This window comes from Streptomyces purpureus (genome assembly GCF_014648195.1).
Classification (GTDB): Bacteria; Actinomycetota; Actinomycetes; order Streptomycetales; family Streptomycetaceae; genus Streptomyces; species Streptomyces purpureus.
Genome location: NZ_BMQQ01000007.1, coordinates 165,891 through 192,145, shown reverse-complemented (window position 1 = coordinate 192,145; position 26,255 = coordinate 165,891). Strand labels below are relative to the sequence as shown.

Sequence of the window (26,255 nt, the reverse complement as noted above, 5' to 3'; positions counted from 1 at the left end):
CCGGGCCGTCGTGTCCGTAGGCCTTCCATTCGAAGGCGAGGCCGCGCCCGGTGAAGTACCGGATCTGTTCGGCGATGGCCGCGTCGGCGTCGAGGGCGCCGAGGCCTGACCAGAGGATCCCGTTCCAGGCGTGGGCGGGGCCCGTCTGCCGTACGACCGGACCGTCGCGTTCGACGCGGACTCCGGGGCCATCGGGCCGGGCGCCCTGCCGCATCTGCCGGTCGTACCGCGCGAGCACCGCTGCATGATCCATAACTCCCACTCCAGCACCGCCGCGCGCCGGATCGCAATCGGTTTTCGGCCCGGGAGATCTTGGGGAAATCAGCCCCCGCCTCTTGCCACCGCCCGCGCCTGACCGAATGATCGGTAGGGACGTGTCGGACGGACGGGAGAGCGGCGCATGACGGATCGAGCGGATCGGGCTGATGGCGCGGGGCTGCTGGACGACGGGGAGCGGCTCGACCGCGCGGAGCTGGAGGCCCTCCAGCTGGAGCGGCTGCGGGCGACCCTGCGCCACGCGTACGAGAACGTCGGCTTCTACCGCGCGTCGTTCGACGCGGCCGGACTCAAGCCCGACGACTGCCGTACGCTCGCCGATCTGGCCCGCTTCCCCTTCACGGCCAAGACGGACCTGCGGGACCACTACCCCTTCGGGATGTTCGCCGTGGACCAGTCGCGGGTGCGCCGCATCCACGCCTCCAGCGGGACGACCGGCCGCCCCACGGTGGTCGGCTACACCGAGCGCGACATCGAGACCTGGGCCGACGTGGTGGCCCGCTCGATCCGCGCGGCGGGCGGCCGGCCGGGGCACAAGGTGCATGTGGCGTACGGCTACGGCCTGTTCACCGGCGGGCTGGGCGCGCACTACGGGGCCGAGCGGCTCGGCTGCACGGTCATCCCCGCCTCCGGTGGCATGACGGCACGTCAGGTGCAGCTGATCCAGGACTTCCGGCCCGAGATCATCATGGTGACGCCGTCGTACATGCTGACGCTCCTTGACGAGTTCGAGCGCCAGGGTGTCGATCCCCGGTCCACCTCTCTGAAGGTGGGCATCTTCGGCGCCGAGCCGTGGACCGAGGAGATGCGCCGCGAGATCGAGGAGCGGTTCGCGATCGACGCGGTGGACATCTACGGGCTGTCGGAGGTGATGGGCCCCGGTGTCGCGCAGGAGTGTGTCGAGACCAAGGACGGTCTGCACATCTGGGAGGACCACTTCTACCCCGAGGTCGTCGACCCGTTCACCGGCGAGGTACTGCCCGACGGGGAGCAGGGGGAGCTGGTGTTCACCTCGCTGACCAAGGAGGCGATGCCGGTGATCCGCTACCGCACCCGGGACCTGACCCGGCTGCTGCCGGGCACGGCGCGGGTCTTCCGGCGGATGGAGAAGGTGACCGGCCGCAGTGACGACATGGTGATCGTGCGCGGCGTGAACCTCTTCCCCACGCAGATCGAGGAGATCGTGCTGCGGACCCCGTCGCTGGCCCCGCACTTCCAGCTGCGGCTGACCCGGGAGGGCCGGCTGGACGTGCTGACCGTACGTGCCGAGGCGCGGGCGGAGGCGACGCCCGGGCAGCGGGCGGAGGCGGCCCGGGCGGTCGCGGCGGCGGTCAAGGACGGCATCGGGGTGTCGGCCCTGGTCGAGGTGGTGGATCCGGAGACGCTGGAGCGGTCGGTCGGCAAGATCAGGCGGATCGTGGACCTCAGGAACCGCTAGCCGGGCCGGGGCCGGGGTGTGTCGGGGCGGCCTTCCACCCCGCGCCCCGGGCACCCGGCGCGTTGTCGGCCCGGCGGCTACGCGCCGCGGCGGTGGAGGGCGTCCAGAGTGGCCAGTTCGTCCGCGGAGAGGCGCAGCGCGCCCGCCGCCACGTTGGCCGCCAGGTGCTCCGGGTCGCCGGTGCCGGGGATGGCCAGTACGTGCGGGCCGCGGTGGAGGGTCCAGGCCAGCCGCACCTGCGCGGGGGTGGCGCCGTGGGCCCGGGCGACGGCGAGCAGTTCGTCGCTCTCGCCGCCCGTCGCGCCGGCCTCCCGGCCGGTGCCGGCGATGGAGTAGAACGGCACGAACGCGATGCCCTGCGCGCCGCAGTCCCGTACGAAGTCGTCGTGTTCGGGCCGGATGCCGATGCCGTACTGGTTCTGCACACAGACCACCGGCGCGATGGCCTGGGCCTCGGCCACGTGGTGCGGCTGGACGTTGGAGAGGCCGAGGTGGCGGATGAGCCCGGCGTCCCGCAGCTCGGCCAGGGCGCCGAACCGCTCGGCGATCGAATCGCTGCCGACGATCCGCAGGTTCACCACGTCGAGATGGTCGCGGCCGAGCTGACGGAGGTTCTCCTCGACCTGGCCGCGCAGCTGGCGTGCGGTGGCGTGAGGCAGCCACTCGCCGGAGGAGTCACGGCCCGGACCGACCTTGGTGGTGATGACCAGGTCGTCCTGGTAGGGGGCGACGGCCCGGTTGATGAGTTCGTTGGCGGAGCGTGTCGAGGAGAAGTAGAACGCGGCGGTGTCAAGGTGGTTCACACCGAGCTCCACCGCGCGGCGCAGTACGCGGATCGCCTGGTCGCGGTCGCGTGGCACGGCGTCCGGTATCAGCGCCTCCCCGGTCTGGGGCAGGCGCATCGCGCCGAAGCCGATCCGGTTGACCGTCAGGTCTCCGAGTTTCCAGGTACCGGAGTCCGCCGCGGTGATCGTCTGTGAGGTCATGTGGATCATGGTGCCTTCAACAGCGGGCCGACCGCCATCGATTCGGGCATCCGCGGATCAGGGGCTGAAGGAGAGGAAGACGAAGGCGGCGAAGATCGCGAGATGGACGCCGCCCTGGAGGAGTGTGGCCCGGCCGGGGACGACGGTCAGGGCGCTCACCGCGGCCGTGAGGACGAGCAGCACCATGTGGACGGGGCCGAGGCCCAGGACCAGGGGTCCGGAGAGCCAGACGGTGGCGAGCGCGATGGCCGGGATCGTCAGTCCGATGCTGGCGATCGCCGAGCCGTAGGCGAGGTTGAGGCTGGTCTGCATCCGGTCGCGGCGCGCGGCGCGGACCGCCGCGAGGGTTTCGGGCAGCAGCACCATCAGGGCGATGACGACACCGACGACCGCGTTGGGCAGGCCCGCCGACTCGACACCGTCCTCGATGGTCGGTGAGACCAGTTTGGCGTTGCCGACGACCGCGACGAGCGCCAGGAGGAGGAGTCCGACGCTCCACCAGGTCTGGGGGACGGTCGGCGGGGCGGCGTGCTCGTCCTCGGAGTCGTGTCCGTCGCGGGGCACGGGCAGGAAGTAGTCGCGGTGCCGCACGGTCTGTACGGCGACGAAGACCCCGTACAGGCAGAGCGAGGCGACGGCGGCGAAGGCGAGCTGCGCGGTGGAGAACTCAGGGCCGGGCCGGCTGGTGGTGAACGTCGGCAGGACCAGCGTCATGGTGGCGAGCGTGCAGACGGTGGCGAGGGCGCCGCCCGAGCCTTCGGCGTTGAAGACGGCGACCCGGTTGCGCACCGCGGCGACGAGGACGGACAGCCCGACGATGCCGTTGCAGGTGATCATCACGGCGGCGAAGACGGTGTCCCGGGCGTAGGTGGAGACCTTGTCCCCGCCGCCCGCCATCAGGGTGACGATGAGTCCGACCTCGATGACGGTGACGGCGACGGCGAGGACGAGGGAGCCGAAGGGTTCGCCGACCCGGTGGGCGACGACCTCGGCGTGGTGCACGGCGGACAGGACGGCGCCCAGCAGGCACAGCCCCACGACGGCGGCGGCGAATCCTGGCAGGTCGCGGCCCCAGGCGAGCGCGAGGGCGAGCGCCGCGACCACCGGGACCCAGGTGGTCCATCGCCGTGCCAGCCCTGCCGCGCTCGAACCCATGATCACGATAGTGCCATATGTCCGGTATGCAGCCCTCGTTGGAGCGGTGCGGCGCTACAGCGGGCGGGTGCGCCCTTCCCAGTACGGGTCGCGCAGCCGTCGCTTGTACAGCTTGCCGTTGGGGTCGCGGGGCATGGTGTCGATGAACTCGACCGACCTGGGGCGTTTGTAGCCGGCGAGCTGTCCGGCGACGTGGTCGAGGATCTCGGCGGCGAGGGTCCGGCTCGGGATGTGGCCGTCGGCGGGTTCGACGACGGCCTTGACCTCCTCGCCCCAGTCGGCGTGCGGGACACCGAAGGCGGCGGCGTCCGCGACGGCGGGGTGGCTGAGGAGCGCGGCCTCGATCTCGGCCGGGTAGATGTTGACCCCGCCCGAGATGATCATGTCGATCTTGCGGTCGCGGAGGAAGAGATAGCCGTCCTCGTCGAGGACGCCGAGGTCTCCGACGGTGAAGTAGTCGCCGATGCGGTTCTTCGCGGTCTTGGTCTCGTCCTTGTGGTACGAGAATCCGCCGGTGGACATCTTCATGTAGACGGTGCCGAGCTCACCGGGCGGCAGCCGGCGGCCGTCGTCGTCGAAGACGGCGAGTTCACTGATGGGCCAGGCCTTGCCGACCGTGCCGGGCTTCTTCAGCCAGTCCTCGGCGGTGGCGAAGGCCCCGCCGCCCTCGCTGGCCGCGTAGTACTCCTCGACGCACCGCCCCCACCAGTCGATCATGGCGCGTTTGACGTGGTCGGGGCAGGGGGCGGCGCCGTGGATGGCGTGACGCAGGGAGGAGACGTCGTAGCGGTCCTTGACGGCTTGCGGCAGGGCGAGCAGCCGGTGGAACTGCGTCGGAACCATGTGGGTGTGGGTGCAGGCGTGGGCATCGATGAGCCGCAGCATCTCCTCGGGCGCCCATTTGTCCATGAGGACGAGCGGATGGCCGATGTGCAGGGCTGCGGCCGCGAACTGGAGCACGGCGGTGTGGTAGAGCGGCGAGCAGACCAGATGGACGTTGTCGTCGAACGGCCTGATGCCGAAGATGCCGAGGAATCCGCCGAGGTGGGTCTCTTCCGGGAGTCTGCCGGGCAGGGGGCGGCGGATGCCGCGCGGCCTGCCGGTGGTACCCGAGGTGTAGTTCATGACCCAGCCGAGGGTCCGGTCGGCGGGCGGCGTCGGGGGCTGTCCGTCGAGCAGCGCGGCGTACGGGCGGAAGCCCTCGACGACGCCGACGGCGAAGCGGTGGGTGGCGGGCAGGCCGGCCTCGTCGGCCGCGGCGGTGGCGGCCTGGGCGAAGCGTTCGTGGGCGATGAGGACCTTGGCGCCGGAGTCGGAGACGATCCAGGCGATCTCGGGTCCTACGAGGTGGTGGTTGACGGGGACGAGGTAGAAGCCGGCCTGGGTGGCGGCGAGATGGGCGGTGAAGAACTCGGCGCCGTTGGGCAGGACGACCGCGAAGGCGTCGCCGCGGCGCAGGCCGGCGGCGCGCAGACCGTGCACGAGCTGGTTGGCGGCGGCGTGCAGACGGCCGGCCGTCCACTCCTCGCCGTCGGGCGCCGTGAGGACCGTACGGTCGGGGTCGGCGCCCGCCTGGGTCCAGAAGCCGCTGGGCGCGGGCCGCACGCCCTGCCCGCCCTCGACCCGCTCGCTCATGTCCCGGTCGTTCTTCTCCCGCTCGCTCATGTCCCGGTCGCCCCCGACCCGCTCGCTCATGTCCCGGTCGTTCTTCTCCCGCTCGCTCATGTCCCGGTCGCCCCCGACCCGCTCGCTCATGTCCCGGTCGTTCTTCTCCCGCTCGCTCATGTCCCGCTCCTTCCGGCGATGCGCTGGATGCGGCCGACGGCCCGTTCGAAACCGCGGGTGAGGTCGTCGAAGACCTCGCGCACGCTGCGTTCGGCGTTCATCCGGCCGACGATCTGCCCGACGGGGGTGCCGAGCAGCGGTTCCACCTCGTACTTCTGGATCCGGGAGACGGCCTCGGCGACCAGCAGCCCCTGGAGCGGCATGGGGAGCGGTCCGGGCCCGGCCGGGTCGTCCCACGCGTCGGTCCATTCGGTGCGCAGCTGGCGGGCGGGCTTGCCCGTCAGGGCGCGGGAGCGGACGGTGTCGCCGGAGCCCGCGGCGAGGAGCTTGGCGGTCAGGGCCCGGGAGTGGAGCTCGGCCTCGGTGGTGGTGAGCCAGAGGGAGCCGAGCCAGACGCCCTGGGCGCCGAGGGCGAGTCCGGCGGCGATCTGTTCGCCGCTGCCGATGCCGCCGGCGGCGAGGACGGGCAGCGGGCCGACGGCGTCGACGACTTCGGGGGTGAGGACCATGGAGGCGATCTCGCCGGTGTGGCCGCCCGCCTCGTAGCCCTGGGCGACGACGATGTCGATGCCGGCGTCGGCGTGGTGGCGGGCGTGGCGGGCGCTGCCCGCGAGCGCGGCGACGAGGACTCCGTGGTCGTGTGCGCGGCGTACGACGTCCGGGGGCGGGGAGCCGAGGGCGTTGGCGAGGAGTTTGATGGGGTAGTCGAAGGCGACGTCGAGCTGGCTGCGGGCGACCTGCTCCATCCAGCCGGTGATGCGCCAGCCGGAGGCCTCACCCTCGGCGAGTTCGGGTACGCCGTGCTTGGCGAGGGTGGCACGGACGAACTCCCGGTGCCCTTCGGGGATCATCGCCTCGACATCGGACTCGGTCACACCCTCGACCTTCTTGGCGGGCATGACGACGTCGAGTCCGTAGGGCAGCCCGTCGGTGTGCTCCTGCATCCAGTCGAGGTCGCGGGCGAGGTCGTCCGGGGCGGTGTAGCGCACCGCCCCGAGGACCCCGAAGCCGCCGGCGCGGGTGATGGCGGCGGCCACCGCGGGGAAGGGCGTGAAGCCGAAGATGGCGTGCTCGATGCCCAGTCTCTTGCTCAGCTCCGTCTCCATGGGGCGCAGGATGCCGCAGCGGGCGGGACGAGGGAAGAGATTTTCTGATGCGGTGTCAGATTTCTTGAGGGGCGGTCCGACGGCCCTTCGGAACGCCCGGGGGCCCGGCGCGCGGGCCCCTTGGCCCTTCGGCGTCCTTGACGGCAGGTCACCTCGGTAAGAAAGTTTCCTCTGTTGCGGACGTGACCGAAGGCATCTTTCAGCTGGGCTGGGACCGGGAGGCACGATGGCAGAGGGCTCCGCGCCCGGATCTTCGGGCAAGGCCATCAGCAGGCGACGACTTGGCGGCGGGGTCCTGGCCCTGGGAGGTTCCTTGGTGATCGGCCCGATGCCACCGGCGGCGGCCTGGGCGGCGGACGACCGCGACGGCGCGGCCGGGGGTACGCCCGTACTGCGGCGCGGCTCCGCCGAACGCGCCGGGCTGCTGCCGGAGCACCTGGACCGGCTGGTCGCCGACGCCGAGCGGTATCTCGGCCCCTCCCACAAGCACCCGTGGTACGCGGGCGCGGTCCTGCTCGCGGGGCGCGGCTCGACGGTGGCGCTGCACCGGCCGATCGGGCAGGCGCTGCGGTACGCGGCCTACGACGAGACCACCGACACCGGCGTCGAGCTGCCGGTGGAGCGGCAGATCCCGATGGCCGAGGACACCGTCTTCGACCTGGCGTCGGTGTCGAAGCTGTTCACCGCGATCCTTGCCGTGCAGCAGATCGAGCGGGGCGCGCTGGAGCTGGAGGGCAAGGTCACCGCGTATCTTCCGGAGTTCGGGGGCGGGGGCAAGCGGGAGGTGACGGTACGCCAGCTGCTCACCCACACCTCGGGGCTGCGGGCCTGGCTGCCGCTCTACAAGGAGCCCACGCGGGAGGGGAAGCTGCGGCTGCTGTGGAACGAGATGCCGGTGAGCCCACCCGGCTCCCGCTATCTCTACTCCGACCTCAACCTGATCACGCTTCAGCTGATCCTGGAGGAGATCACCGGTCGCCCTCTGGATGCACTGCTCCACGACGAGATCACCGCTCCGCTCGGCATGCGCCGCACACGTTTCAATCCCCCGCCCTCCTGGCGGCCGAAGATCGCCGCCACCGAGGACGCCCGGCTGCCGTGGTCGGGCCTGGAGCGGGGGCTGGTGTGGGGCGAGGTCCACGACGAGAACGCGTACAGCCTGGGCGGGGTCGCGGGCCACGCCGGGGTCTTCTCCTGCGCCTGGGACCTGGCGGTCCTCGCCCGTACGCTCCTCAACGGCGGCGCGTACGGCCAGGCCCGCATCCTGCGCCGCGACTCGGTCGCCCTGCTGTTCACCGACTTCAACACCGCTTTCCCCGGCGACGAGCACGGGCTCGGCTTCGAGCTCTACCAGCACTGGTACATGGGAGCGATGGCCACCCCGAGCAGCGCCGGGCACACCGGCTTCACCGGCACCAGTCTCGTGCTCGACCCGAGCACCGACACGTTCCTGATCCTGCTCGGCAACTCCGTCCATCCCGTACGCGGCTGGCGCTCCGGCTCGGCGCCCCGCGTGGCCGCCGCCACCCACCTCGCCCGCGCGGTCCCGGTGCGCCCGAGGCGGGGACGTACCGCCTGGTTCTCCGGCACGGCAGGCAGCACCACCGCCACCCTCACCCTCCCCGAGCTGACCCCCGGCGCGGGCCCCCTGCGCCTCGACTGCGCCCTGTGGTGGGACACGGAGCCCGGCTCGGACGCCGTCCACCTGGAGGCGTCGGGCGACGCGGGCGCCACCTGGCAGCCGGTGCCGTTCACCACCGTCCGGCCGGGCGAAGAGCCCCAAGCCCACCCGAGCGGATCGGCGACCGGCTGGTCGGGCCGCCGCTGGCACGACCTGGAGGCCGATCTGACGGCCTGGCACACGGCGCCGTTCCGGCTGCGCTGGCGCTACACCACCGACCAGCTGTACGTGGGACGCGGGGTGTACGTCGACGGGCTGCGGGTCCGCAGCGGGCGCCGCACCCTCTTCGACGAGACCCGGCCGTCCGACGCGGCCCGGATCGAGGCCCGGGGCTGGACACCGTCGGCGGACTGAACCCGGCCGCTCGTCAGGGGCTGGGGGCCGCCGCCGTCTCCAGCGCCTTCAGGACGGGCCGGATCAGGGGGTGCTCCTCCGCGCCGCGGCGGACCGCCGCGAAGACGCGGCGGGTGGGGGCCACCCCGTCGACGGGACGGATCACCACATCGGTGAGATCCATGCCGCGCAGCGCCGAGCGCGGCACGAGGGCGACGCCCGCCGCGGCGGAGGCCAGCGACACCACGGCCCGGAAGTCGTCGGACGAATGCTCCAGGCGGGGTTCGAATCCGGCGTACTCGCAGGCCAGGACGACCACGTCATGGCAGGGGTTGCCGGGGTAGGGGCCGATCCACGGGTCCTTGGCGAGGGCTCCGAGCGCGACCTGCTCGTGGCCCGCGAGGGGGTGGCCGACCGGCAGGACCGCGTCGAACGGCTCGGCGTACAGCGCCACCCTGGTCAGCCGGGCGTCGTCCTCGCCAGGGGCGCCGCGGTACTCGACGGCCACCGCCACGTCGACCTGCCGGTCCAGGACCATGAGGAGGCTCGCGTCGCCCTCGGCGTCCCGGACCCGGACTCGTATGCCGGGCGAGGAGCGGGCGAGCTCGGTGATGGCGGGGCCCACGACGAGGCCGATGCCGGTGGCGAAGGCCGCCACGGTGACCGTGCCGGCCTCGCCGGAGCCGTAGGCCGCGAGCTCCGACTCGGCCCGCTCCAGCTGGGCCAGGACCGCGTTGGCGTGGCTGAGCAGGATCTCGCCCGCCGGGGTCAGCCGGACGCCGCGGGCGCTGCGGTCGACGAGCCGGTGCCCGGTCTCCTGCTCCAGGGCGGCCAGCTGCTGGCTGACCGCGGAGGGCGTGAGATAGAGCGCGGCGGCAGCCGCGGTGACCGTACGGTGGTCGGCCACCGCTCGGAGGATGTGCAGCCGCCGCGCTTCGATCATGCCCCTAGTCTCGCAGGGCGGCCCTGGCATCGACGAACGCGTCCACCGCGCGGTTGACGTCATCGGGCGAGTGCGCCGCGGACAGCTGGACGCGGATCCGGGCCTGGCCCTGGGGGACGACCGGGTACGAGAAGCCGATCACGTACACGCCGCGCTCCAGGAGCAGGTCGGCCATGCGGGCCGCCTCCGCCGCGTCGCCGATCATCACCGGCGCGATGGCGTGGTCGCCGGGGAGGATGTCGAAGCCCTCCTCGGTCATGCGGGTGCGGAAGAGCTTGGTGTTCTCGTTCAGCCGCTCGCGCAGGTCACCGGCCGACTCCAGCAGGTCGAGGACCTTCAGCGAGGCGGCGGCGATGACCGGGGCGAGGGTATTGGAGAAGAGGTACGGACGGGAGCGCTGGCGCAGCAGGGCGACGATCTCGGCGCGGGCGGCGACATAGCCGCCGGAGGCGCCGCCGAGGGCCTTGCCGAGGGTGCCGGTGATGATGTCGACGCGGTCCATGACGCCGTGCAGCTCGGGGGTGCCGCGGCCGCCGGGGCCGACGAAGCCGACGGCGTGCGAGTCGTCGACCATGACCATCGCGCCGTGGCGCTCGGCCAGGTCGCAGATCTCGTCGAGCGGGGCGACGTAGCCGTCCATGGAGAACACACCGTCGGTGACGATCAGCGTGCGCCGCGCGCCTCCCTCGGTGGCCTCCTTGAGCTGCTGCTCCAGGTCGGCCATGTCGCGGTTGGCGTAGCGGAAGCGGCGGGCCTTGGAGAGGCGGATGCCGTCGATGATCGAGGCGTGGTTGAGGGCGTCGGAGATGACGGCGTCCTCGGCGCCGAGGAGGGTCTCGAAGACGCCTCCGTTGGCGTCGAAGCAGGAGGAGTAGAGGATCGTGTCCTCCTGCCCGAGGAAGGCGGAGAGCCGCTGCTCCAGCTCCTTGTGCACCTCCTGGGTGCCGCAGATGAAGCGGACGGAGGCCATGCCGTAGCCCCAGCGGTCCAGCGCGCTGTGCGCGGCGCCGATCACCGCGGGGTGGTCGGCGAGGCCGAGGTAGTTGTTGGCGCAGAAGTTGAGCACGTCACCGGGGCGGCCGCCGGCGGTGACGGCGACGGTGGCGGACTGGGGGGTGCCGATGACGCGCTCGGGCTTGTGCAGCCCGGCGGCGCGGATCTCGTCGAGGGTGGTGCGCAGCTCGTCGCGTACGGAGTCGAACATCAGTGATTCTCCAGAAGGGAAAGCTCAGGCGGTCCAGTCGAGGATGATCTTGCCGCCCTGGCCGCTCGCGGCGTCGTCGAAGGCGGTTTCGTACTCCTGATAGGAGTAGCGGCCGGTGATCACGGGGCCGAGGTCGAGGCCCGCTTCCAGCAGGACGGACATGGCGTACCAGGTCTCGAACATCTCGCGGCCGTAGATGCCCTTGATCGTGATCATGGAGGTGACGATCCGGGACCAGTCGACCGGGAACTCCTGCGCGGGCAGGCCCAGCATGGCGATCCGGCCGCCGTTGGTCATGTTGGCGATCATGTCGCGCATGGCCTCGGGGCGGCCGGACATCTCCAGGCCGATGTCGAAGCCCTCGCGCATGCCCATCTGGCGCTGGCCGTCCGCGATGGTGGTCTCGGCGACGTTGAGGGCCAGGCTGACGCCGACCTTGCGGGCGAGCGCGAGGCGGGCCTCGCTGACGTCGGTGATCACGACGTTGCGGGCGCCGGCGTGCTTGGCGACGGCCGCGGCCATGATGCCGATCGGTCCGGCGCCGGTGATGAGGACGTCCTCGCCGACCAGCGGGAACGACAGCGCGGTGTGCACGGCGTTGCCGAACGGGTCGAAGATGGCGGCGATGTCGAGGTCCACGGGGACGCGGTGCACCCACACGTTGGACGCGGGCAGGGCGACGTACTCGGCGAAGGCGCCATCGCGGCCGACGCCGAGGCCGACGGTGGCGCGGCACAGGTGGCGCCGGCCGGCGAGGCAGTTGCGGCACTTTCCGCAGACCAGGTGGCCTTCGCCGCTCACGAGGTCGCCGCTCTTGACGTCGGCCACGTCGCGGCCGACCTCGACGACCTCGCCGACGAACTCATGGCCGAGGGTCAGCGGGGTGGCGATGGTCTTCTGTGCCCAGCCGTCCCAGGAGCGGATGTGCAGATCCGTGCCGCAGATGCCGGTGCGGAGCACCTTGATCAGTACGTCTCCGGGGCCGATCTCCGGCTCGGGCACATCCGTGAGCCAGAGTCCGGGCTCAGCCTTCAGCTTGACCAGCGCCTTCAATGCAACGGCTCCTGACGTACGAATCCTGCGAGGGGAAGAGCGAGGGCCGGTTTTCCGGCCATGATCCCTGGCAGAAATCTCCCTTACGTCGGCGGTGCGGTCCATCGAGGTTTTCTTAACCGCGGCCACAGCTGGGCTTCACGCCGCAGGCGGGGGCCTGCTGCCGGTCAACGTCCGAGCACCGCCATCGCCGCATTGTGGCCGGGGATCCCGCTGACCCCGCCGCCGCGGACGGCGCCCGCTCCGCACAGCAGGACGTTGGCGTGCGCGGTCTCCACGCCCCAGCGGCCGGTCGAGTCGTCGGCGTAGGGGAAGGAGAGGTCGCGGTGGAAGATGTGGCCGCCGGGCATCCGTAGTTCGCGTTCCAGGTCGAGCGGGGTCTTCGCCTCGATGCAGGGGCGGCCGTCGGCGTCCACGGCCAGGCAGTCGGCGAGCGGCTCGGCGAGGTGGGTGTCGAGCTCGGCGAGGGTCGCCTTGAGGAGGGCGGCGCGGGCCGCGTCGTTGTCGTCGATGAAGAGCCGTGCGGGGGTGTGGAGCCCGAAGAGGGTGAGGGTCTGGTAGCCCTGGGCGGCGAGTTCGGGGCCGAGGATCGACCGGTCGGTGAGCGAGTGGCAGTAGATCTCGCTGGGCGGGGTGGTCGGCAGCCGGCCGGCGGCCGCCTCCCGGTGGGCGGCGCCCAACTGCCCGTACCCCTCGGCGATGTGGAAGGTGCCGGAGAACGCCTCGCGGGGGTCGACGGTGGTGTCCCGGAGCCTGGGGAGCCGGGTCAGCAGCATGTTGACCTTGAGCTGGGCGCCCTCGGCGGGAGGCGGCGAGCTCTCGCCGAGCAGGCCGGCGAGGGCCTGGGGTGAGGCGTTCACCAGGACGTGGCGGGCGGCGACGGTTCCGTTGCTGCCGGCCGAGCGGTAGGTGATCTCGGCGGCGCGGCCGTCGGTCTCGATCCGGGTGACGTCGTGTTCGGTGGCGATCTCGGCCCCGGCGCGGCGGGCGGCGTCCGCGAGGGCGTCGGTGAGGGCGCCCATGCCGCCGACGGGGACGTCCCAGTCGCCCGTACCGCCGCCGATGACGTGGTAGAGGAAGCAGCGGTTCTGGAGCAGGGAGGGGTCGTGCGCGTCGGCGAAGGTGCCGATCAGGGCGTCGGTGAGGACGACGCCGCGGACCAGGTCGTCGGTGAAGTGCTCCTCGATCGCGACGCCGATGGGTTCTTCGAAGAGCATCCGCCAGGTCGTCTCGTCGTCGACGCGGGCGCGCAGCTCCTCGCGGGTGGGGAGCGGGTCGGTGAGGGTGGGGAAGATGCGCTCGGCGGCGCGGCGGGTGCGCTCGTAGAAGCGCAGCCAGCTCTCGTAGGCGTCGTCGGAGCCGGTGAGCGCGGCGAAGGACGCACGGGTGCGGTCGGCGCCGCCGCCGACGAGGAGGCCGGTGGCGCGGCCGTCACGCTCGACCGGGGTGTAGGAGGAGACCGTGCGCTTGCGGACGGCGAAGACGAGGTCGAGATCGTTGACGATCTTCGCCGGGAGGAGGGACACCAGGTACGAGTAGCGGGAGAGGCGGGCGTCGATCCCGGCGAAGGGGCGGGTGGAGACCGCCGCGCCGCCGGTGGTCTCGAGCCGTTCGAGGAGGAGGACGGAGCGGCCTGCGCGGGCGAGGTAGGCGGCGGCGACGAGTCCGTTGTGGCCGCCGCCGACGATGACGGCGTCGTACGAGCGCTGTGCTGGCATGGCTCTTGGTAGCACGTGCGCGGCGGCGCCGGAACCCTGTCTCCGGCCACGTCCCGATCAGCTGGTCGGGCAGGTCCCGGCCGGTCGGCCGGGTCACGCGCGGGTGCCGGTGCGCAGGCGGAGGGTGGCGACCCGCCGGTAGAGCTCGACGGCCTCGGCGTGGTGGCCGAGCTGTTCGAGGCAGTGGGCCTCGTCGTTGCGGCTGGCGAGGGCGTCGGGGTGATCGGCGCCCAGGACCCGTTCGCGGGCGCCGGCGACCTCGCGGTAGACGGCAAGGGCTTCGCTCCAGCGGCCCAGCCAGCCCAGGGAGACGGCGACCTCCCGTCGGCTGACCAGGGTGTCGGGATGGTCCGGGCCGAGGACCCGTTCCCTGAGCGCGCAGACCTCGCGGGCCTCGGCGAGCGCCTCCTCCCAGCGGGCGAGCCGGCCGAGGTTGACGCCGAGGCCGTGACGGGCACGCAGGGTTTCGGGGTCGTCGGGGCCGTGCACGCGCGTACGGGTGGTGACGAGGTCCCGGTAGAGCTCCAGGGCTTCGGCGCTGCGGCCGAGTCGGCCGAGGCTGATGCCGATCTCGTAGCGGGCGGCGAGGGTGTCGGGGTGGTCGGCGCCGAGGACGCCCGCGCGGGCGGCGGCGACCTCGCGGTAGGCGGCGAGCGCGGCCGACCAGCGGCCCAACTGGCCAAGGGTGTAGGCGACTTCGTACCGGGTGACCAGGGTGTCGGGATGTTCGCGTCCGAGCAGCCGGGCGCGGGCCTCGGCCACCTCGTGCGCCATCCGGTGCGACTCCTCCAGTCGGCCGAGCCGGCTCAGGTTGAAGGCGAGGTTGTGGCGGCAGCGCAGGGTGTCGGGGTGGTCGGGGCCCGTGGTGCGCTCCCGGGAGGCGAGCACCGCCGCGTAGACCTGGTGGGCCTCGGCATGGCGGCCGAGCTGGCCGAGGACGTACGCCATCTCCTGGCGGGCGGCGAGGGTATCGGGGTGGTCGGGTCCCAGGGCGCGGGCGCGGCCCTCGGCGACGGCGCCGAACTCGCGCAGGGCGTCGGTGGCGCGGCCGGTGCGGCCGAGGGTGAAGCCGAGCTCGTAGCGGCTGGCGAGGGTGTCGGGGTGGTCGGGGCCGAGCAGCTCGGCGCGTTCGGCGGCGACGGCGCGGTGCACCTCACCGGCCTCCGCCCAGCGGCCGAGCCGGCCGAGGCTGAGTCCGGCGTCGTGGCGGCTGAGCAGGACGGCGACCTGCTCGGGCGACGGCGTGGGCCGTCCGTGGCCGCCGGATCCGGCGGGGCCGGTGGTTCCGGTGTTTCCGGTGTTTCCGGCGGGGCGCTGGTGCGCGGGGCGGGAGAGGTCCGGGGCGGGCCCGAAGGGGATGGCGGGGTCGGTGGGGACACCGGGCACGATGGGGCCGATCGGGGCGGGGGAGGTCCACTCCCCCGTCAGCCCGGCGGACGGATCGTGCGGTGTCGTACGGAGTGCGGCGGCGCCGGCCGCCTTGTGGCCCGTGGTCATGCCCCGGGTCCAGGACGGCAGCCGCGCCGGGCGGGTGGGCGGAGGGCCGGGGCGTACGGGCCGGGTGAGGGCGACCGGGCCCGTACGGGCGGACACGATCCGGCGCCGCAGATCGGCCGCGTCGTCCGGGCGGCCCTCGGGTGTCTTGGCGAGCAGGTCGAGGACGATCCGCTCGAAGGCGGCGGGCAGTTCCGAGCGGTGGGTGCGCAGCGGCGCGGGCGGGGTGTCGCGATGGCCGACGAGGACGGCCCAGGCGTCGTCGAGGTCGAACGGCGGGGCTCCGGTGGCGATCTCGTAGAGCACACAGCCCAGCGAGTACAGATCGCTGCGGTGGTCGACGTGCCCGCCGCTGATCTGCTCCGGACTCATGTAGTGCGGGGTGCCCATGGCGACCCCGGTGCCGGTGAGGCGGGAGGTGAAACCGATGTCGGCGCCGAGGCGGGCGATCCCGAAGTCGCAGATCTTCACGGCGCCGTCGACCAGACGCATGATGTTGGCCGGCTTGAGGTCGCGGTGCACGATCCCCTGGCGGTGGGTGTACGCGAGGGCGTCGGCGACCTGTTCGGCGATGTCGACGACGTCGTCGACGGGCAGCGGATGCTGCCGGTTCTCCTCCAGGAGCTGGCTGAGGTTGCGTCCGTCGAGCAGCTCCATCACCAGGAAGAGCACACCGTCGTCCTCCCCGAAGTCATGGACGACGGTGACACCACGGTGCTGGAGGGAGGCGGCGACGCGCGCCTCGCGGCGGAAGCGCTCGCGCAGGACTCGGATGAAGTGCTTGTCCTGCTGCGGTCCCAGCGGTTTGAGGCATTTGACCGCGACGCGGCGGCCGAGGGATTCGTCGGTGGCGCTCCACACCTCACCCATGCCCCCGCGCCCGATCTGTTCGAGCAGCCGGTACCGCCCCTGGATCAGCCTGCTGTCCCCCATCGCGTGCTGCCGCCCCCGTCGATTCGCTGCGCCCTCCCCGGCCCGTCCAGTATGGCCGCCTGTCTGTGGAGTTTGTACGGTGCGGGACGGGTGTCGAGTCCGAGTCGTGCCATGGCCGTCACGATGTGTTTGGGCAGGAGTCGCCGGCGGAGACGTGCGGGAACGCAGCGCAACGCGTTGCCTGCCGCGGTGAGCCGGGAGTCGACGGCCTGTGGTGACGGGGCGGGCGCCCGTAGAGCTGATGGGCGTAAGGGGGCAGGGAGTAGCAGGCGCGTGCGGCCATGCGCCGCCGGATCAGTTCGCGCGCCGGGACACGCAGGGCATGGACGGGAGGCCGGCGCCGTCACATTGGCGTGGCGCGCCGTCGACGCGGGCCGGTGCCGGCGGTCAGCGCGTTGTGCGGAAGGTGCGGCGGTAGGTGTCCGGGGGCACGCCGATGGTGCGGTTGAAGTGCCTGCGCAGTGTCGTTGCGGTGCCCATGCCGGTGGCCTCCGCGATGGCGTCGACGCTGTCGCCGGTGGTCTCGAGGAGCTCCTGGGCGCGCCGGATCCGCTGGGTCAGCAGCCATCGCAGGGGGGTGGTGCCGGTCACGGACCTGAAGTGGCGGGCGAGGTTGCGCGAGCTCATGTTCGCCCGGCGGGCCAGGTCCTCCACGGTCAGCGGCCGGTCGAGCCGCTCGATCGTCCAGGGCAGCAGCTCGCCGAGCGGGTGGTCGTCCTGGGCGGGTACCGGGGCGGTGACGAACTGGGCCTGTCCGCCCGCCCGGTGCGGGGGTACGACCAGGCGGCGGGCGATCGTGTTGGCGACGGCCGAGCCGTGGTCGAGGCGGACCAGATGGAGGCACAGGTCCATCGCGGCGGCCTTGCCCGCGGAGGTGAGGACGCTGCCGTTGTCCACGTAGAGCACGTCCGGGTCGACCTCCACCAGTGGGTGGCGGGCGGCCAGGTCGTCGGTGTGGGCCCAGTGGGTGGTCGCGCGCCGGCCGTCCAGCAGACCGGCGGCGGCCAGCACGAACGCGCCGGTGCACAGGGAAGCCACCCGCGCTCCCGCTTCGTGGGCGGCGCGTACCGCGTCGACCAGGTCGGCGGGCGGGTCCACGTCGACGTCGGCCCAGCCGGGGACGATCACCGTGTCGGCGTGACGAAGCTGGTCGAGCCCCTGGTCGGGCTCCAGCCGGAACCTGCCGAACCGCACCGCGTCCGGCCCGCAGACGGTGAGGCGGTACCAGGGGTCGGTCACGCCGGACAGGTCGGTGCCGAAGACCTCGTAGGCCACGGAGAGTTCGAAGTGCAGCATTCCGTCGGTGACGGCGAGCGCGACAGTACCCATGTCCGAAAGTGTACGGGCGACGTCGTTCCAGACACTCGTGTGAGGCCCACAACCACCGCCAGAATGTTCACTGTTGAACCTTCGAGCACGGGAGATGTCATGGAATCGGGTCAGACGGTGGCGGTGTTCGGCGCCTACGGGCACACCGGGCGCTTCGTGGTGGCGGAGTTGCTGGGCCGGGGGTTCGTCCCGCTGCTCTCCGGACGCGACCCGGAGAAGCTGCGAGCGCTGGCGGCCTCCCACCCCGGGCTCGAGGCACGGCCGGCCACGGTCGACGACCCGGCCTCGCTCGACCGTGCGCTGGCCGGCGCGGCCGCCGTGATCAACTGCGCCGGGCCGTTCGCCACGACGGCGGCGCCGGTGATCGAGGCGGCGCTGCGCGCCGGGATCCCGTACGTGGACGTGGCGGCCGAGATCGAGGCCAACGCCGACACGTTCGCGCACTTCGCGGAGCGGGCCCGCGCCGCGGGCACCCTGGTCGTCCCGGCGATGGCCTTCTTCGGCGGGCTCGGCGATCTGCTGGTGTCGGCGGCGATGGGCGACTGGACGGCGGCCGACGAGGCGCATGTCGCCTACGGGTTGGACAGCTGGCACCCCACGGCCGGAACCCGCGAGGCGGGCGCGGTGTCCGGACGCCGCAGGGAGGGCCGCCGCGCCCGCCACCGCCAGGGGCGGCTTGAGTACCACGACGACGCCCTGCCGACCCTGAAGTGGTCCTTCCCCGACCCGATGGGCGCCCGGGAGGTGATCGGCGAGTTCACCATGGCCGACGTCGTCACCGTCCCCAGCCACCTCGACGTGCCGGAGGTGCGCACCTACATGACGGTCGAGGCGGCCGGAGACCTGGCCGCCCCGGACACCCCGGCGCCGACCGCGGCCGACGAACACGGGCGGTCCGCGCAGACCTTCCTGGTGGACGCCGTCGCGCGCGCGGGCGGTACGGAGCGGCGCGCCGTGGCGAGCGGCCGGGACATCTACGCCGTCAGCGCGCCGCTGGCGGTGGAGGCGGTCCACCGGATCCTCACGGGACGGACCCGAACCACAGGTGTCGCCTCCGCCGGCGCGGCCTTCGACGCACCGGACTTCCTGCGGTCCCTGTCCGCGCACATGTCCTTCGAGCTGCGCCGGTGAGGCCGCGGGCCGGCGTCAACTCTCAGGACGGCACTCCATAGCGGGCGGCGATCGAGGCGGCGCGGTCGCTCAGGGAGGTACGCAGCCACTGCGGGGCGAGGGCTTCGGCGTCCGTGGCGAGCCGCCACAGCGCCCATTCGGCGTGCCGCGCATCCTGGAAGATCACGTCCATGCGCAGCCAGCCGTCCGCGTCGGGTTCTTCGGCGCGGACGGCCAGCACGGTGCCCACCAGGTACTCCCGCCGCGCCGGGTCCACCCGTACGAGGACGGCGACCTGGTCGCCGCCGGTCCGGAACCGCGTGTTGCGTTCCTGCCAGGCCCGGTCCAGATCGACCCGGTCCGGTCGCTGCGCGGGTTCGTCGAGCTCCTCGGCGGCCAGCACCCGGGACAGCCGGTAGGTGCGGTCCGCGCCGGCCTTCGTGGCCAGCAAGTAGGCCTGGTCCCGTACGGTGACCAGGCCGATCGGGTCCACCGTGCGCCACTTCGCGGTCTGGTTCACCGCCGCGTAGTGGATGCGCAGTTTGTGTCCGGCGAGCACCGCGCGCCGGACCTCGGCCACCACGGTGTCGGGCAGCTCCTCGGCGGCCACGCGGCGCGAGAGGAGGTCGGTCTCCGGGTCGATGAGCAATCGCTGCGCCGCGCCGGCCGCGGTGTCCCGCAGGCCTTCGGGCAGGGCGTCGACCACCTTGAGCATGGCCGAGGCGAGCGCCGAGCCGAGGCCGAACAGCTGCGCGCCGCGCCGCGATCCGGCGACCAGCAGGGCGAGCGCCTCGTCGTGGTTCAGTCCGGTGAGCGCCGTCTGGAAGCCGGGTAACAGCGAGAAACCGCCGTGCCGGCCGCGTTCGGCGTAGACCGGGACGCCGGCGGCGGAGAGCGCCTCTATGTCGCGCAGCACCGTACGGGTGGAGACCCCCAGCTCGCGGGCGAGCGTGTCCGCGGTCAACTGACCTCGCTGGCGCAGCAGTAGGACCAGGGAGACCAGCCGGTCGGCGCGCATACAAGAACTTTATCAAAAATACATGACTGAGGATGTCGTGTTTTGTTGGCAGGCTCGTCCCCACGACCTCGAAGCTTGGCGGTTGCCGAGCCGATGGACGTACGTACTGTCGGTGAATCGAATGGAGCTATTGCGGCAATGGAACGTAATGCGGTCAACCCGGTGTCGTGGTCGGTGGAGATGGGCTTCAACCAGGGCGAGGTTGTCTCCGGGCACTCGCGGACCCTGTACATCTCGGGGCAGACCGCGATGAGCAGCGAAGGCAAGCCCGAGCACGACGGTGACATGGCGGCGCAGCTGGCTCTGAGCATCGACAACATCGAGGCGGTGCTCGCCGAGGCGGGCATGTCCCTCTCGAACCTCGTCCGGCTCAACGTCTACACGACCGACGTCGACCTGCTCTTCCAGCACTACGGCGTGCTGGCGGGGCGGCTGGGCGCCGCCGGCGTCGCGCCGACCACCACGATGCTCGGTGTGACGCGTCTGGCGATCCCGGGCCAGATGGTCGAGCTCGAGGGCACCGCCGTCGCGTGATGTGAGCCCGTCTCCTCCGCTGCTCGTGCCCCTCGGACCGGCACGAGCAGCGGGCAGGCGGGTCGGCTCCTCGCCGCGGTGAACTACTCGCCGCGGACGGCACGGCGGAGCTTAGTGAGGCGCTCGTGCAGGATGCGTTCCCCGCCGTGCTGGGTGGGGCGGTAGTAGTCCTTCCCCACGAGTTCGTCCGGCGGGTACTGCTGTTCCAGGACTCCGTCGGCGGCTGCGTGCGGGTAGCGGTAGCCGATGGCGTTGCCCAGCTCCCTGGCGCCCGTGTAGCGGCCGTACCGCAGGTGTGCGGGGATCTCACCGACGGCACCCGCCCGGACGTCGGCCATGGCCTCGTCGATGCCGGTGATCACCGTGTTCGACTTCGGCGCCATGGCCAGATGCACGGTGGCCTGCGCCAGGGCGAGGCGGGCCTCGGGCATTCCGATCAACTGGACCGTCTGCGCCGCCGCGACGGCGGCCTGCAGCGCTGTGGGGTCGGCGAGACCGACGTCCTCGCTGGCGTGCACCACCAGCCGCCGCGCGACGAACCGCGGGTCCTCCCCGGCCACGAGCATGCGGGCCAGGTAGTGCAGCGCGGCGTCGGGGTCCGAGCCGCGGATCGACTTGATGAACGCGCTGATGACGTCGTAGTGCTGGTCGCCCTGCCGGTCGTAGCGCACGGTGGTCTCGGCGACGGCCCGCTCCACGGCCGGCACGTCGATCACCGTGCCGCCGGTGTCGGTCACCCCGTCGGCGCTCGCCTCCAGCGCGGTCAGCGCGCTACGGGCGTCGCCGGCCGCGAGGCGTACGAGAGCGTCCTCGGCCTCGGGGGACAGCGAGACCGAACCGTCGAGGCCGCGCTCGTCCTTCACGGCTCGCCGCAGCAGTTCGCGGACCTCGTCCTCGGTCAGGGACTGGAGCTGGAGCACCAGCAGCCGGGAGAGCAGCGGTGACACGACCGAGAACGACGGGTTCTCCGTGGTGGCGGCGACCAGCAGCACCAGCCGGTCCTCGACCGCCCCGAGCAAGGCGTCCTGCTGGGTCTTGGAGAAGCGGTGCACCTCGTCGATGAACAGCACCGTCTGCCGGTTCTGGCGGTCGTGGCGACGGCGTGCGTCGTTCATGACGTCGCGCAGTTCCTTGACTCCGCTGGTCAGCGCCGAGAGGGCGACGAAGTGCCGGGTGGCGACGGGGGCGAGCAGGCGCGCGAGCGTGGTCTTGCCGGTGCCGGGCGGACCGTAGAGCAGCACCGACGCCGCCTCCCCGCCCTCCGCCAGCCGACGCAGCGGCGCGCCGGGGCGCAGCAGGTGCGACTGGCCGACGACTTCGGCGAGCGTACGCGGCCGCATCCGCACCGCCAGCGGCGCGGTGGCCCGTACGGCCTGCGGCTCGGTGGCCCGTACGGGATCTGCGGGCGGAATGTCGTCCGGTGTCGGTAACTCGAACAGCCCGTCGTCCTCGGCAGCCATCACTCCACCCACCCCTCGGCACAGAGCCTGGTCACTCGTACCTTCTCGGCGACTACGCGTACAGCGTTCCCCGGGCGATGACCACGGCCGACCCCGCCACCTGGACCGAATCGATCCGTTCCGGCGTCCCCATGGCGCGAGCGCGCATCGTCGAAGGACGGCCGATCTCCACCCCCTGGCGGATCTCGATCCACTCTCCGAAGGGGATCAGACCGTGCCGGGCCAAGTGTACCGCCAGCGACCCGGCGGCCGAGCCGGTCGCCGCGTCCTCCACCACGCCGTACGCGGGCGAGAACATCCGCAGTCTCCATCGAGTGCCCGAGCCCGCGAAGCAGTTGGCGGCCATGTCGGGCAGCCTCGCGAGGATCCGCTGGTCCGGCTCCACGTCGGAGAGCGCGGCCACGCTGTCCAGGCCGACGAACACGTGCCGCGGCCCGTTGCGATAGACCTCGACCGGCAGGGTGCTGCCGCGGGCCACCAGGTCGAGACCGGCGAGCAGCTCGTCCGCACGGTCGTAGGGCTCCCACGTCGGGACGGGCTGCCACATGCCGGCCGCGTCGGCCCGGCCGTCGCCGTCACGTTCGAGTTCGAACGCCACGGTGCCCATGGCGGTCTCCATCCGGAGCTCCTTCGCGGAGTTCAACTCGCCGAGCACGACGGCCGTACCGAGGGTGGGATGTCCGGCGAACGGCAGCTCGTTCACCGGCGTGAAGATGCGGACCCGGACATCGCCGTCGTGTTCCGCGGGGAGGACGAAGACGGTCTCCGACAGGTGCATCTCCTGCGCGATCTGCTGCATGCGCTCGGCGGAAAGGCCGGAGGAATCCAGGAAGACCGCGGTCGGGTTTCCCTCCAGCGGGACGTCGGTGAAGACGTCGGCCACCACGTACTCGTACGTATCCATGGGTTCCGTTCTCGGCTCAGTGGGTGTCGAACAGGGCCTGGTACCGAGCGACCGCCTGTTCCGTGGCCGCGCGCTCGTCGGGGGTCGGGTTGAAGGGATCCGCGGCCGGGGGCAGGGCACCGAGTTTGAGCAGCGAGGCCATGAGGAGCATGCGCGCCTTGGTGGCCGTGAGGTTGTTGCCCGAGATGAACGTCGGGTCGGTCCGGTACGCCATGCCACCGGTGTTGCCGCGGCCCGTGCGGACCACCGGCATGCCGGCGAAGATGGCGACACTCAGCGCCGCGTTCCTCGTCGGGTCGGCCATCCCGAACGGCGACATGCCTTCACAGACGAAACCGGCCAGCGGCGCGCCCGCGAGGTTGGCGTTGATCCGGGCGAGGATCTCGACCTCTTCGTCGGCGAGGGGCGGACCGTCGGCGCCGGCGCCCGTCGCCGCGTACCGGCTGTACTTGGTGATCGAGACGTGCGGCATGGCGGCGGGTACGAGTCCGTCGGCGTCCTTCGTCGCGACATCGGCCACGGACACGCCCGTGTCCAGAGCCCCTGCGACGCCAGGCACCCGGTCGGGGAGCACGGTCAGGCGCAGCTCCGAGCCATGGGTGTGCCTGCGGGCGGGGAGGTAGGTGAGCTGAGGGGGGCCGTAGCCACCCAGGTCGGCGACGACTCCCCCGTGCCCGCCGGTGACTTCGTATCCTCCGGGCCGGGCGTCGACCTTGGTCACGTCCCGGGCGGAGTAGACGAGTTCGTCGACGATCACGCAGGCGCCGACGCGGTCCTCGCCCCGTTCGTCCAGGGCGACACCGGAGGCGATGAACTTCACGCCGTCCACCACGTTGCGGTCGCCGTCCGCGCTCAGGGACTGGTGGCGGCGCTGAGCCGCGTGTCCGACGAGTGGCACCGTCGTGTCCACCACCAGTCCGAGCCAGTACAGGGTCTCGTCGACGGTCGGGCTGCCCTCCAGCCATTGGACGCCGGCGTACTGTCCGGTGGCGAGGACGGCCTGGACCTGGTTGGTCGCCTGGGCGAGGTTGGCCAGGCCGGGCTCGCTCTGGAGGTGGTAGGGGTAGTAGACGAAGAAGTCCTGCCCGAGGCGCTCGGAGTCCGGACCTGAGGTGTACCCGCCCGACGGAGCGGCGCGGAAGAAGTCGAAGTCGGCGATCGACCCCAGCTCGACGGGGGTGCCGTGGTCGGCGAGGCCGAACCGCTCGATCTCCTCGTAGAGGCGGCGGGCGTCGGGGTAGAACGTCTGCCGGGCGTCTCCCGGCGGTGCGAACGGCGCCGTCGAGGTCTCCTCCCAGGCGGATCCGTCCGCCTGCCTGCCCATGTAAGGCAGGGGGTAGAGACCGTCGGCCGGGTCGAGCTCGACGACGTACACCGCTGTGGCGTCGTCGAAGGGCTGCTCCTCGTGGAAGGTCCCCTCCTTGTCGAGCCAGCCGTCCGGCGGCGCGTACAAGCCGGCCGCGTCCCGTTCGAGCGGGTGCGCGCTGTACGCCTCGACGTACAGCGTCGCGGGCGCCGCGAGCCGCTGAGGACGCAGGACGTCGAAATGGCAGGGGCGTAGCGGCAGACCGTGGCGTACGCGTGCCTTGTTCGACGTGACCAGGTCCGGTGTGTTCAGAATCGTCGCCGTCGGTCCGGCGAACACCGCTATTCGCGGTCGCGGCGCGCCGCCCGGGAGAATGTCACCCATCACAACGGCCGCAGGTGTTCGATCGTGATGTCGTACTTCTCGGCCAGCCGCTGGGCGACCAATGACCGGTGGCAGGCCTCGGGGTCGCGCTCGACGCAGAACAGCGCCGCGGTCCCGCTGCTCGGCAGCGCCGCCACGATCGGTTCGAGGTCGGCGGGGTCGAGGATCTCGGCGGTGTAGCGGCGGGTGTACTCGGCGGCGAGCTCGCGGCGGGAGCGCTTGCCTACCCCCTGGCGGTCGTCCTCGGCGTACTGGAGGTGACGCAGCTCGGTGGTCGGGGCGAGTTCGCGGTGGTGCTCGTAGGCGATCCCGGCCTCGGCGAGGGCCGCCTGGAGCCGGAGTGAGTTCGCCCAGGCGTAGTCCGGGCCGCGGACACCGCGGCGTTGACGTACGTCGATCACCAGGCGTACGTCCGCCTGTCGCAGTCGTTGCAGGTAGGAATCGCCGTCGAAGCCGTAGACGCCGATCGTGGCCAGCTTGAGCACCGGAGGTCTCCTGTTCGCGCTGTTGCTCCCGGTCGAATTCACGCGTACCCCTCAATCGTCCAAGGGGGTACGCGGCGCGGCGATCAGGGCGGTCGTCTCCATGGGGAGCTCCGCGGTCCCTGCGATGTCCAGGCCGGCCCGGTTCAGCAGCCGCGTGATCCTGTCGAGGGTGCGGTGTTCGCCACCGGTCGTCACCAGGAGGTGCAGATCCCACAGGGCGGGCAGCACGGTGGAGTTCGCGTCCTCGACGAACCGGTCGAGGATCAGCAGTCGCGACGAGGAGTCCGCCATGGCGCGGCGGCAGTTCTCGAAGACGCCGACGACGGCTTCGTCGTCCCAGCCGGCCAGCACACGGCAGAGGATGTAGACGTCGCCGCCCTCGGGGACGTCCTTGAACATGTCGCCGCCGACCAGCTCGGCGCGGTCCAGGCCGACGGTGGCGGAGAGGTGCTCACGCGCCTTCGGCATCATGTGCTCGCGGTCGAAGAGCGTGCCCCTGGCGTCCGGTGTGGCACCGAGGATCGTGGCGAGCAGGTGCCCGCCTCCTCCGCCCACGTCCACGACCTTCTTGCCGCCGGAGAAGTCGAAGATCTCGGGCACCTGGTGGAAGAACATGCTCGCGGCGTTCATGGTGTGCTGGAATCGCCTGGCGGTGGCCGCGTCCTGGCCGAGGTATTCGTAGAACGACTGGCCGTAGGCGACCTCGAATCCCGAGCTTTCCGTGCTGATGGCGTGGTGGGCGTGGCCCCACGCGGAGTAGAACTCCTCGCCGTACAGCAGGCACATGTCGCGCAGGGATTGCGGGCCGTCGAGCAGTGCCGCGCTCACCTGGGTACCGCGGTAGCCGGTGGACTCGTTGCCCTCGAACACTCCCATGGCCACCAGAAGGCGCATCAGGCGGTGAATGCCCTGTTCATTCGCGCCGGTTGCCTTGGCGAGTTCGGCGCCGGTGTCGCGGCCGGCCTCTATGTGGTCGGGCAGTCCGAGTTTGACCGCGGTGTAGAGCGCCTGCGCCCTCCATCCACCGGTGATTATGTCGACCACGTCTCGTGTGGCCTGCACGTCGACTGTCATTGAGCCCTCACCATCCCACCCTCGCAAGCGATACGTAGAAGCCGTGCCTCCCGGTGTGAGGCGGAGCCGTCGGGCAGCTCCGCCTCACACCGGGGGGTTCTTTACTGCCGCTGGGTGATGTTGAACATCCAGGTGATCCCGAACTTGTCGACGAGCGTGCCGGCCTCGTCGCCCCAGATCTGCTTCTTGAGGGGCATCACCACGGTGCCGCCGGCGGACAGCTTCTCGAAGTAGTCGCGGAGAGTGGGGTCGTCGCCGCCGAGGTAGAGCGCGACGTTGGTGCCCGGGTTGAAGGGAACCCGCTCCGGGACGTCCCACGCCATCACCGTGAAGCCGTCTGCGGTGGTGAGGGTGGCGTGCATGATCTTGCTGGCGTCGGGCGACTCGGGCGAGCCGAAGTCGCCGAAGGTGCCCAGCTCCAGCTTGCCGCCGAGGATTTCGTGGTAGAACTCCAGCGCCTGCCGGGCGTCTCCGTCGAAGGCGATGTACGGGTTGAGCTGAGATCCCACGTGATGCTCCTTGCTGTACGTACGGACAACTCGAACG

At 71.8% G+C, this 26,255-nt stretch carries 21 protein-coding genes and 2 pseudogenes; 4 read left to right on the top strand and 19 right to left on the bottom strand.

Going from position 1 to position 26,255, the window contains the following annotated elements:
• A pseudogene (locus IEZ01_RS34835) lies at positions 1 to 253 on the bottom strand (GNAT family N-acetyltransferase); the annotation flags it as partial.
• 147 nt (positions 254 to 400) lie between these two features.
• Between IEZ01_RS34835 and paaK the strand changes: the two are divergent.
• Positions 401 to 1,714 carry a phenylacetate--CoA ligase PaaK gene (gene paaK / locus IEZ01_RS12165; protein ID WP_189201619.1) on the top strand — a complete coding sequence of 438 codons (1,314 nt, stop codon included), beginning with the start codon at positions 401 to 403 and terminating at the stop codon, positions 1,712 to 1,714.
• Between the two features lie 77 nt (positions 1,715 to 1,791).
• On the opposite strand, the gene IEZ01_RS12160 is transcribed toward paaK, so the two are convergent.
• From IEZ01_RS12160 to IEZ01_RS12145, 4 genes are all read right to left on the bottom strand, one after another.
• Positions 1,792 to 2,700, bottom strand: a complete 909-nt coding sequence (locus IEZ01_RS12160; RefSeq protein ID WP_189201617.1) for an oxidoreductase — start codon at positions 2,698 to 2,700, stop codon at positions 1,792 to 1,794.
• A 57-nt stretch (positions 2,701 to 2,757) separates the two neighbouring features.
• The gene (locus IEZ01_RS12155; protein WP_189201615.1) at positions 2,758 to 3,855 is read right to left on the bottom strand and encodes a calcium:cation antiporter; all 1,098 of its coding nucleotides are present in this window, start codon (positions 3,853 to 3,855) and stop codon (positions 2,758 to 2,760) included.
• A gap of 54 nt (positions 3,856 to 3,909) precedes the next feature.
• Positions 3,910 to 5,490, bottom strand: a complete 1,581-nt coding sequence (locus IEZ01_RS12150) for an acyl-CoA synthetase (RefSeq protein WP_189201673.1) — start codon at positions 5,488 to 5,490, stop codon at positions 3,910 to 3,912.
• 146 nt (positions 5,491 to 5,636) lie between these two features.
• On the bottom strand, positions 5,637 to 6,746 hold the full coding sequence (locus tag IEZ01_RS12145) for an NAD(P)H-dependent flavin oxidoreductase (RefSeq protein ID WP_189201613.1): 1,110 nt from the start codon (positions 6,744 to 6,746) through the stop codon (positions 5,637 to 5,639).
• 226 nt (positions 6,747 to 6,972) lie between these two features.
• Here IEZ01_RS12145 and IEZ01_RS12140 point away from each other — a divergent pair, with 226 nt between their 5' ends.
• On the top strand, positions 6,973 to 8,781 hold the full coding sequence (locus tag IEZ01_RS12140) for a serine hydrolase domain-containing protein (RefSeq protein ID WP_189201611.1): 1,809 nt from the start codon (positions 6,973 to 6,975) through the stop codon (positions 8,779 to 8,781).
• Between the two features lie 13 nt (positions 8,782 to 8,794).
• Here the strand turns inward: IEZ01_RS12140 and IEZ01_RS12135 are convergent, their stop codons facing one another.
• The 7 genes and pseudogenes from IEZ01_RS12135 to IEZ01_RS12110 all read right to left on the bottom strand — a co-directional run bounded on the left by IEZ01_RS12135 (position 8,795) and on the right by IEZ01_RS12110 (position 17,434).
• Positions 8,795 to 9,703, bottom strand: a complete 909-nt coding sequence (locus tag IEZ01_RS12135) for a LysR family transcriptional regulator (protein WP_189201609.1) — start codon at positions 9,701 to 9,703, stop codon at positions 8,795 to 8,797.
• A 4-nt stretch (positions 9,704 to 9,707) separates the two neighbouring features.
• Positions 9,708 to 10,907 (bottom strand): glycine C-acetyltransferase, encoded by a 1,200-nt coding sequence (locus IEZ01_RS12130; protein ID WP_189201607.1) that lies wholly within the window; start codon positions 10,905 to 10,907, stop codon positions 9,708 to 9,710.
• A 24-nt stretch (positions 10,908 to 10,931) separates the two neighbouring features.
• Positions 10,932 to 11,960: an L-threonine 3-dehydrogenase gene (tdh, locus tag IEZ01_RS12125; protein WP_019884017.1), complete on the bottom strand. Its 1,029-nt coding sequence runs from the start codon at positions 11,958 to 11,960 to the stop codon at positions 10,932 to 10,934.
• Positions 11,961 to 12,127: 167 nt separating this feature from the next.
• Entirely contained in the window at positions 12,128 to 13,678 is a 1,551-nt protein-coding gene (locus IEZ01_RS12120; RefSeq protein WP_189201605.1) for a phytoene desaturase family protein, read from the bottom strand.
• Between the two features lie 93 nt (positions 13,679 to 13,771).
• On the bottom strand, positions 13,772 to 16,105 hold the full coding sequence (locus tag IEZ01_RS12115) for a serine/threonine-protein kinase (protein WP_189201603.1): 2,334 nt from the start codon (positions 16,103 to 16,105) through the stop codon (positions 13,772 to 13,774).
• Positions 16,087 to 16,445: pseudogene (locus IEZ01_RS34830) on the bottom strand (oxygenase MpaB family protein); the annotation flags it as partial. The pseudogene IEZ01_RS34830 and the gene IEZ01_RS12115, both read right to left, overlap by 19 nt.
• 47 nt (positions 16,446 to 16,492) lie before the next feature.
• Positions 16,493 to 17,434 (bottom strand): helix-turn-helix domain-containing protein, encoded by a 942-nt coding sequence (locus tag IEZ01_RS12110; RefSeq protein ID WP_189201601.1) that lies wholly within the window; start codon positions 17,432 to 17,434, stop codon positions 16,493 to 16,495.
• Between the two features lie 99 nt (positions 17,435 to 17,533).
• Here IEZ01_RS12110 and IEZ01_RS12105 point away from each other — a divergent pair, with 99 nt between their 5' ends.
• Positions 17,534 to 18,565, top strand: a complete 1,032-nt coding sequence (locus tag IEZ01_RS12105; RefSeq protein WP_189201599.1) for a saccharopine dehydrogenase family protein — start codon at positions 17,534 to 17,536, stop codon at positions 18,563 to 18,565.
• Positions 18,566 to 18,587: 22 nt separating this feature from the next.
• Here IEZ01_RS12105 and IEZ01_RS12100 read toward each other — a convergent pair whose 3' ends face one another.
• Positions 18,588 to 19,562, bottom strand: coding sequence for a helix-turn-helix transcriptional regulator (locus tag IEZ01_RS12100; protein WP_189201597.1), 975 nt, complete (start codon positions 19,560 to 19,562; stop codon positions 18,588 to 18,590).
• A gap of 138 nt (positions 19,563 to 19,700) precedes the next feature.
• Here IEZ01_RS12100 and IEZ01_RS12095 point away from each other — a divergent pair, with 138 nt between their 5' ends.
• Positions 19,701 to 20,096 (top strand): RidA family protein, encoded by a 396-nt coding sequence (locus IEZ01_RS12095; protein WP_019884025.1) that lies wholly within the window; start codon positions 19,701 to 19,703, stop codon positions 20,094 to 20,096.
• 83 nt (positions 20,097 to 20,179) lie between these two features.
• Here IEZ01_RS12095 and IEZ01_RS12090 read toward each other — a convergent pair whose 3' ends face one another.
• From IEZ01_RS12090 to IEZ01_RS12065, 6 genes are all read right to left on the bottom strand, one after another.
• A complete protein-coding gene (locus IEZ01_RS12090) occupies positions 20,180 to 21,556 on the bottom strand; it encodes a replication-associated recombination protein A (RefSeq protein ID WP_189201595.1) in 1,377 nt (458 codons plus the stop codon).
• Positions 21,557 to 21,608: 52 nt separating this feature from the next.
• Complete coding sequence (locus IEZ01_RS12085) at positions 21,609 to 22,460, bottom strand: PhzF family phenazine biosynthesis protein (protein ID WP_019884027.1); 852 nt, start codon at positions 22,458 to 22,460, stop codon at positions 21,609 to 21,611.
• A gap of 16 nt (positions 22,461 to 22,476) precedes the next feature.
• A complete protein-coding gene (locus IEZ01_RS12080) occupies positions 22,477 to 24,150 on the bottom strand; it encodes an asparaginase domain-containing protein (protein WP_063828499.1) in 1,674 nt (557 codons plus the stop codon).
• Entirely contained in the window at positions 24,150 to 24,635 is a 486-nt protein-coding gene (locus tag IEZ01_RS12075; RefSeq protein WP_019884030.1) for a DUF488 domain-containing protein, read from the bottom strand. Before IEZ01_RS12075 ends, IEZ01_RS12080 begins: the two co-directional genes overlap by 1 nt.
• A gap of 51 nt (positions 24,636 to 24,686) precedes the next feature.
• Positions 24,687 to 25,709, bottom strand: a complete 1,023-nt coding sequence (locus tag IEZ01_RS12070) for a methyltransferase (protein WP_019884031.1) — start codon at positions 25,707 to 25,709, stop codon at positions 24,687 to 24,689.
• Between the two features lie 101 nt (positions 25,710 to 25,810).
• Positions 25,811 to 26,218, bottom strand: coding sequence for a VOC family protein (locus IEZ01_RS12065; protein WP_019884032.1), 408 nt, complete (start codon positions 26,216 to 26,218; stop codon positions 25,811 to 25,813).
• Between the last annotated feature and the right edge of the window lie 37 nt (positions 26,219 to 26,255).

Coding starts and splice junctions, on each gene's coding strand:
- paaK (WP_189201619.1), top strand. CDS start 401: ATGACGGATCGAGCGGATCGGGCTGATGGCGCGGGGCTGCTGGACGAC.
- IEZ01_RS12160 (WP_189201617.1), bottom strand. CDS start 2,700: ATGACCTCACAGACGATCACCGCGGCGGACTCCGGTACCTGGAAACTC.
- IEZ01_RS12155 (WP_189201615.1), bottom strand. CDS start 3,855: ATGGGTTCGAGCGCGGCAGGGCTGGCACGGCGATGGACCACCTGGGTC.
- IEZ01_RS12150 (WP_189201673.1), bottom strand. CDS start 5,490: ATGAGCGAGCGGGTCGAGGGCGGGCAGGGCGTGCGGCCCGCGCCCAGC.
- IEZ01_RS12145 (WP_189201613.1), bottom strand. CDS start 6,746: ATGGAGACGGAGCTGAGCAAGAGACTGGGCATCGAGCACGCCATCTTC.
- IEZ01_RS12140 (WP_189201611.1), top strand. CDS start 6,973: ATGGCAGAGGGCTCCGCGCCCGGATCTTCGGGCAAGGCCATCAGCAGG.
- IEZ01_RS12135 (WP_189201609.1), bottom strand. CDS start 9,703: ATGATCGAAGCGCGGCGGCTGCACATCCTCCGAGCGGTGGCCGACCAC.
- IEZ01_RS12130 (WP_189201607.1), bottom strand. CDS start 10,907: ATGTTCGACTCCGTACGCGACGAGCTGCGCACCACCCTCGACGAGATC.
- IEZ01_RS12120 (WP_189201605.1), bottom strand. CDS start 13,678: ATGCCAGCACAGCGCTCGTACGACGCCGTCATCGTCGGCGGCGGCCAC.
- IEZ01_RS12115 (WP_189201603.1), bottom strand. CDS start 16,105: ATGGGGGACAGCAGGCTGATCCAGGGGCGGTACCGGCTGCTCGAACAG.
- IEZ01_RS12110 (WP_189201601.1), bottom strand. CDS start 17,434: ATGGGTACTGTCGCGCTCGCCGTCACCGACGGAATGCTGCACTTCGAA.
- IEZ01_RS12105 (WP_189201599.1), top strand. CDS start 17,534: ATGGAATCGGGTCAGACGGTGGCGGTGTTCGGCGCCTACGGGCACACC.
- IEZ01_RS12100 (WP_189201597.1), bottom strand. CDS start 19,562: ATGCGCGCCGACCGGCTGGTCTCCCTGGTCCTACTGCTGCGCCAGCGA.
- IEZ01_RS12095 (WP_019884025.1), top strand. CDS start 19,701: ATGGAACGTAATGCGGTCAACCCGGTGTCGTGGTCGGTGGAGATGGGC.
- IEZ01_RS12090 (WP_189201595.1), bottom strand. CDS start 21,556: ATGGCTGCCGAGGACGACGGGCTGTTCGAGTTACCGACACCGGACGAC.
- IEZ01_RS12085 (WP_019884027.1), bottom strand. CDS start 22,460: ATGGATACGTACGAGTACGTGGTGGCCGACGTCTTCACCGACGTCCCG.
- IEZ01_RS12080 (WP_063828499.1), bottom strand. CDS start 24,150: ATGGGTGACATTCTCCCGGGCGGCGCGCCGCGACCGCGAATAGCGGTG.
- IEZ01_RS12070 (WP_019884031.1), bottom strand. CDS start 25,709: ATGACAGTCGACGTGCAGGCCACACGAGACGTGGTCGACATAATCACC.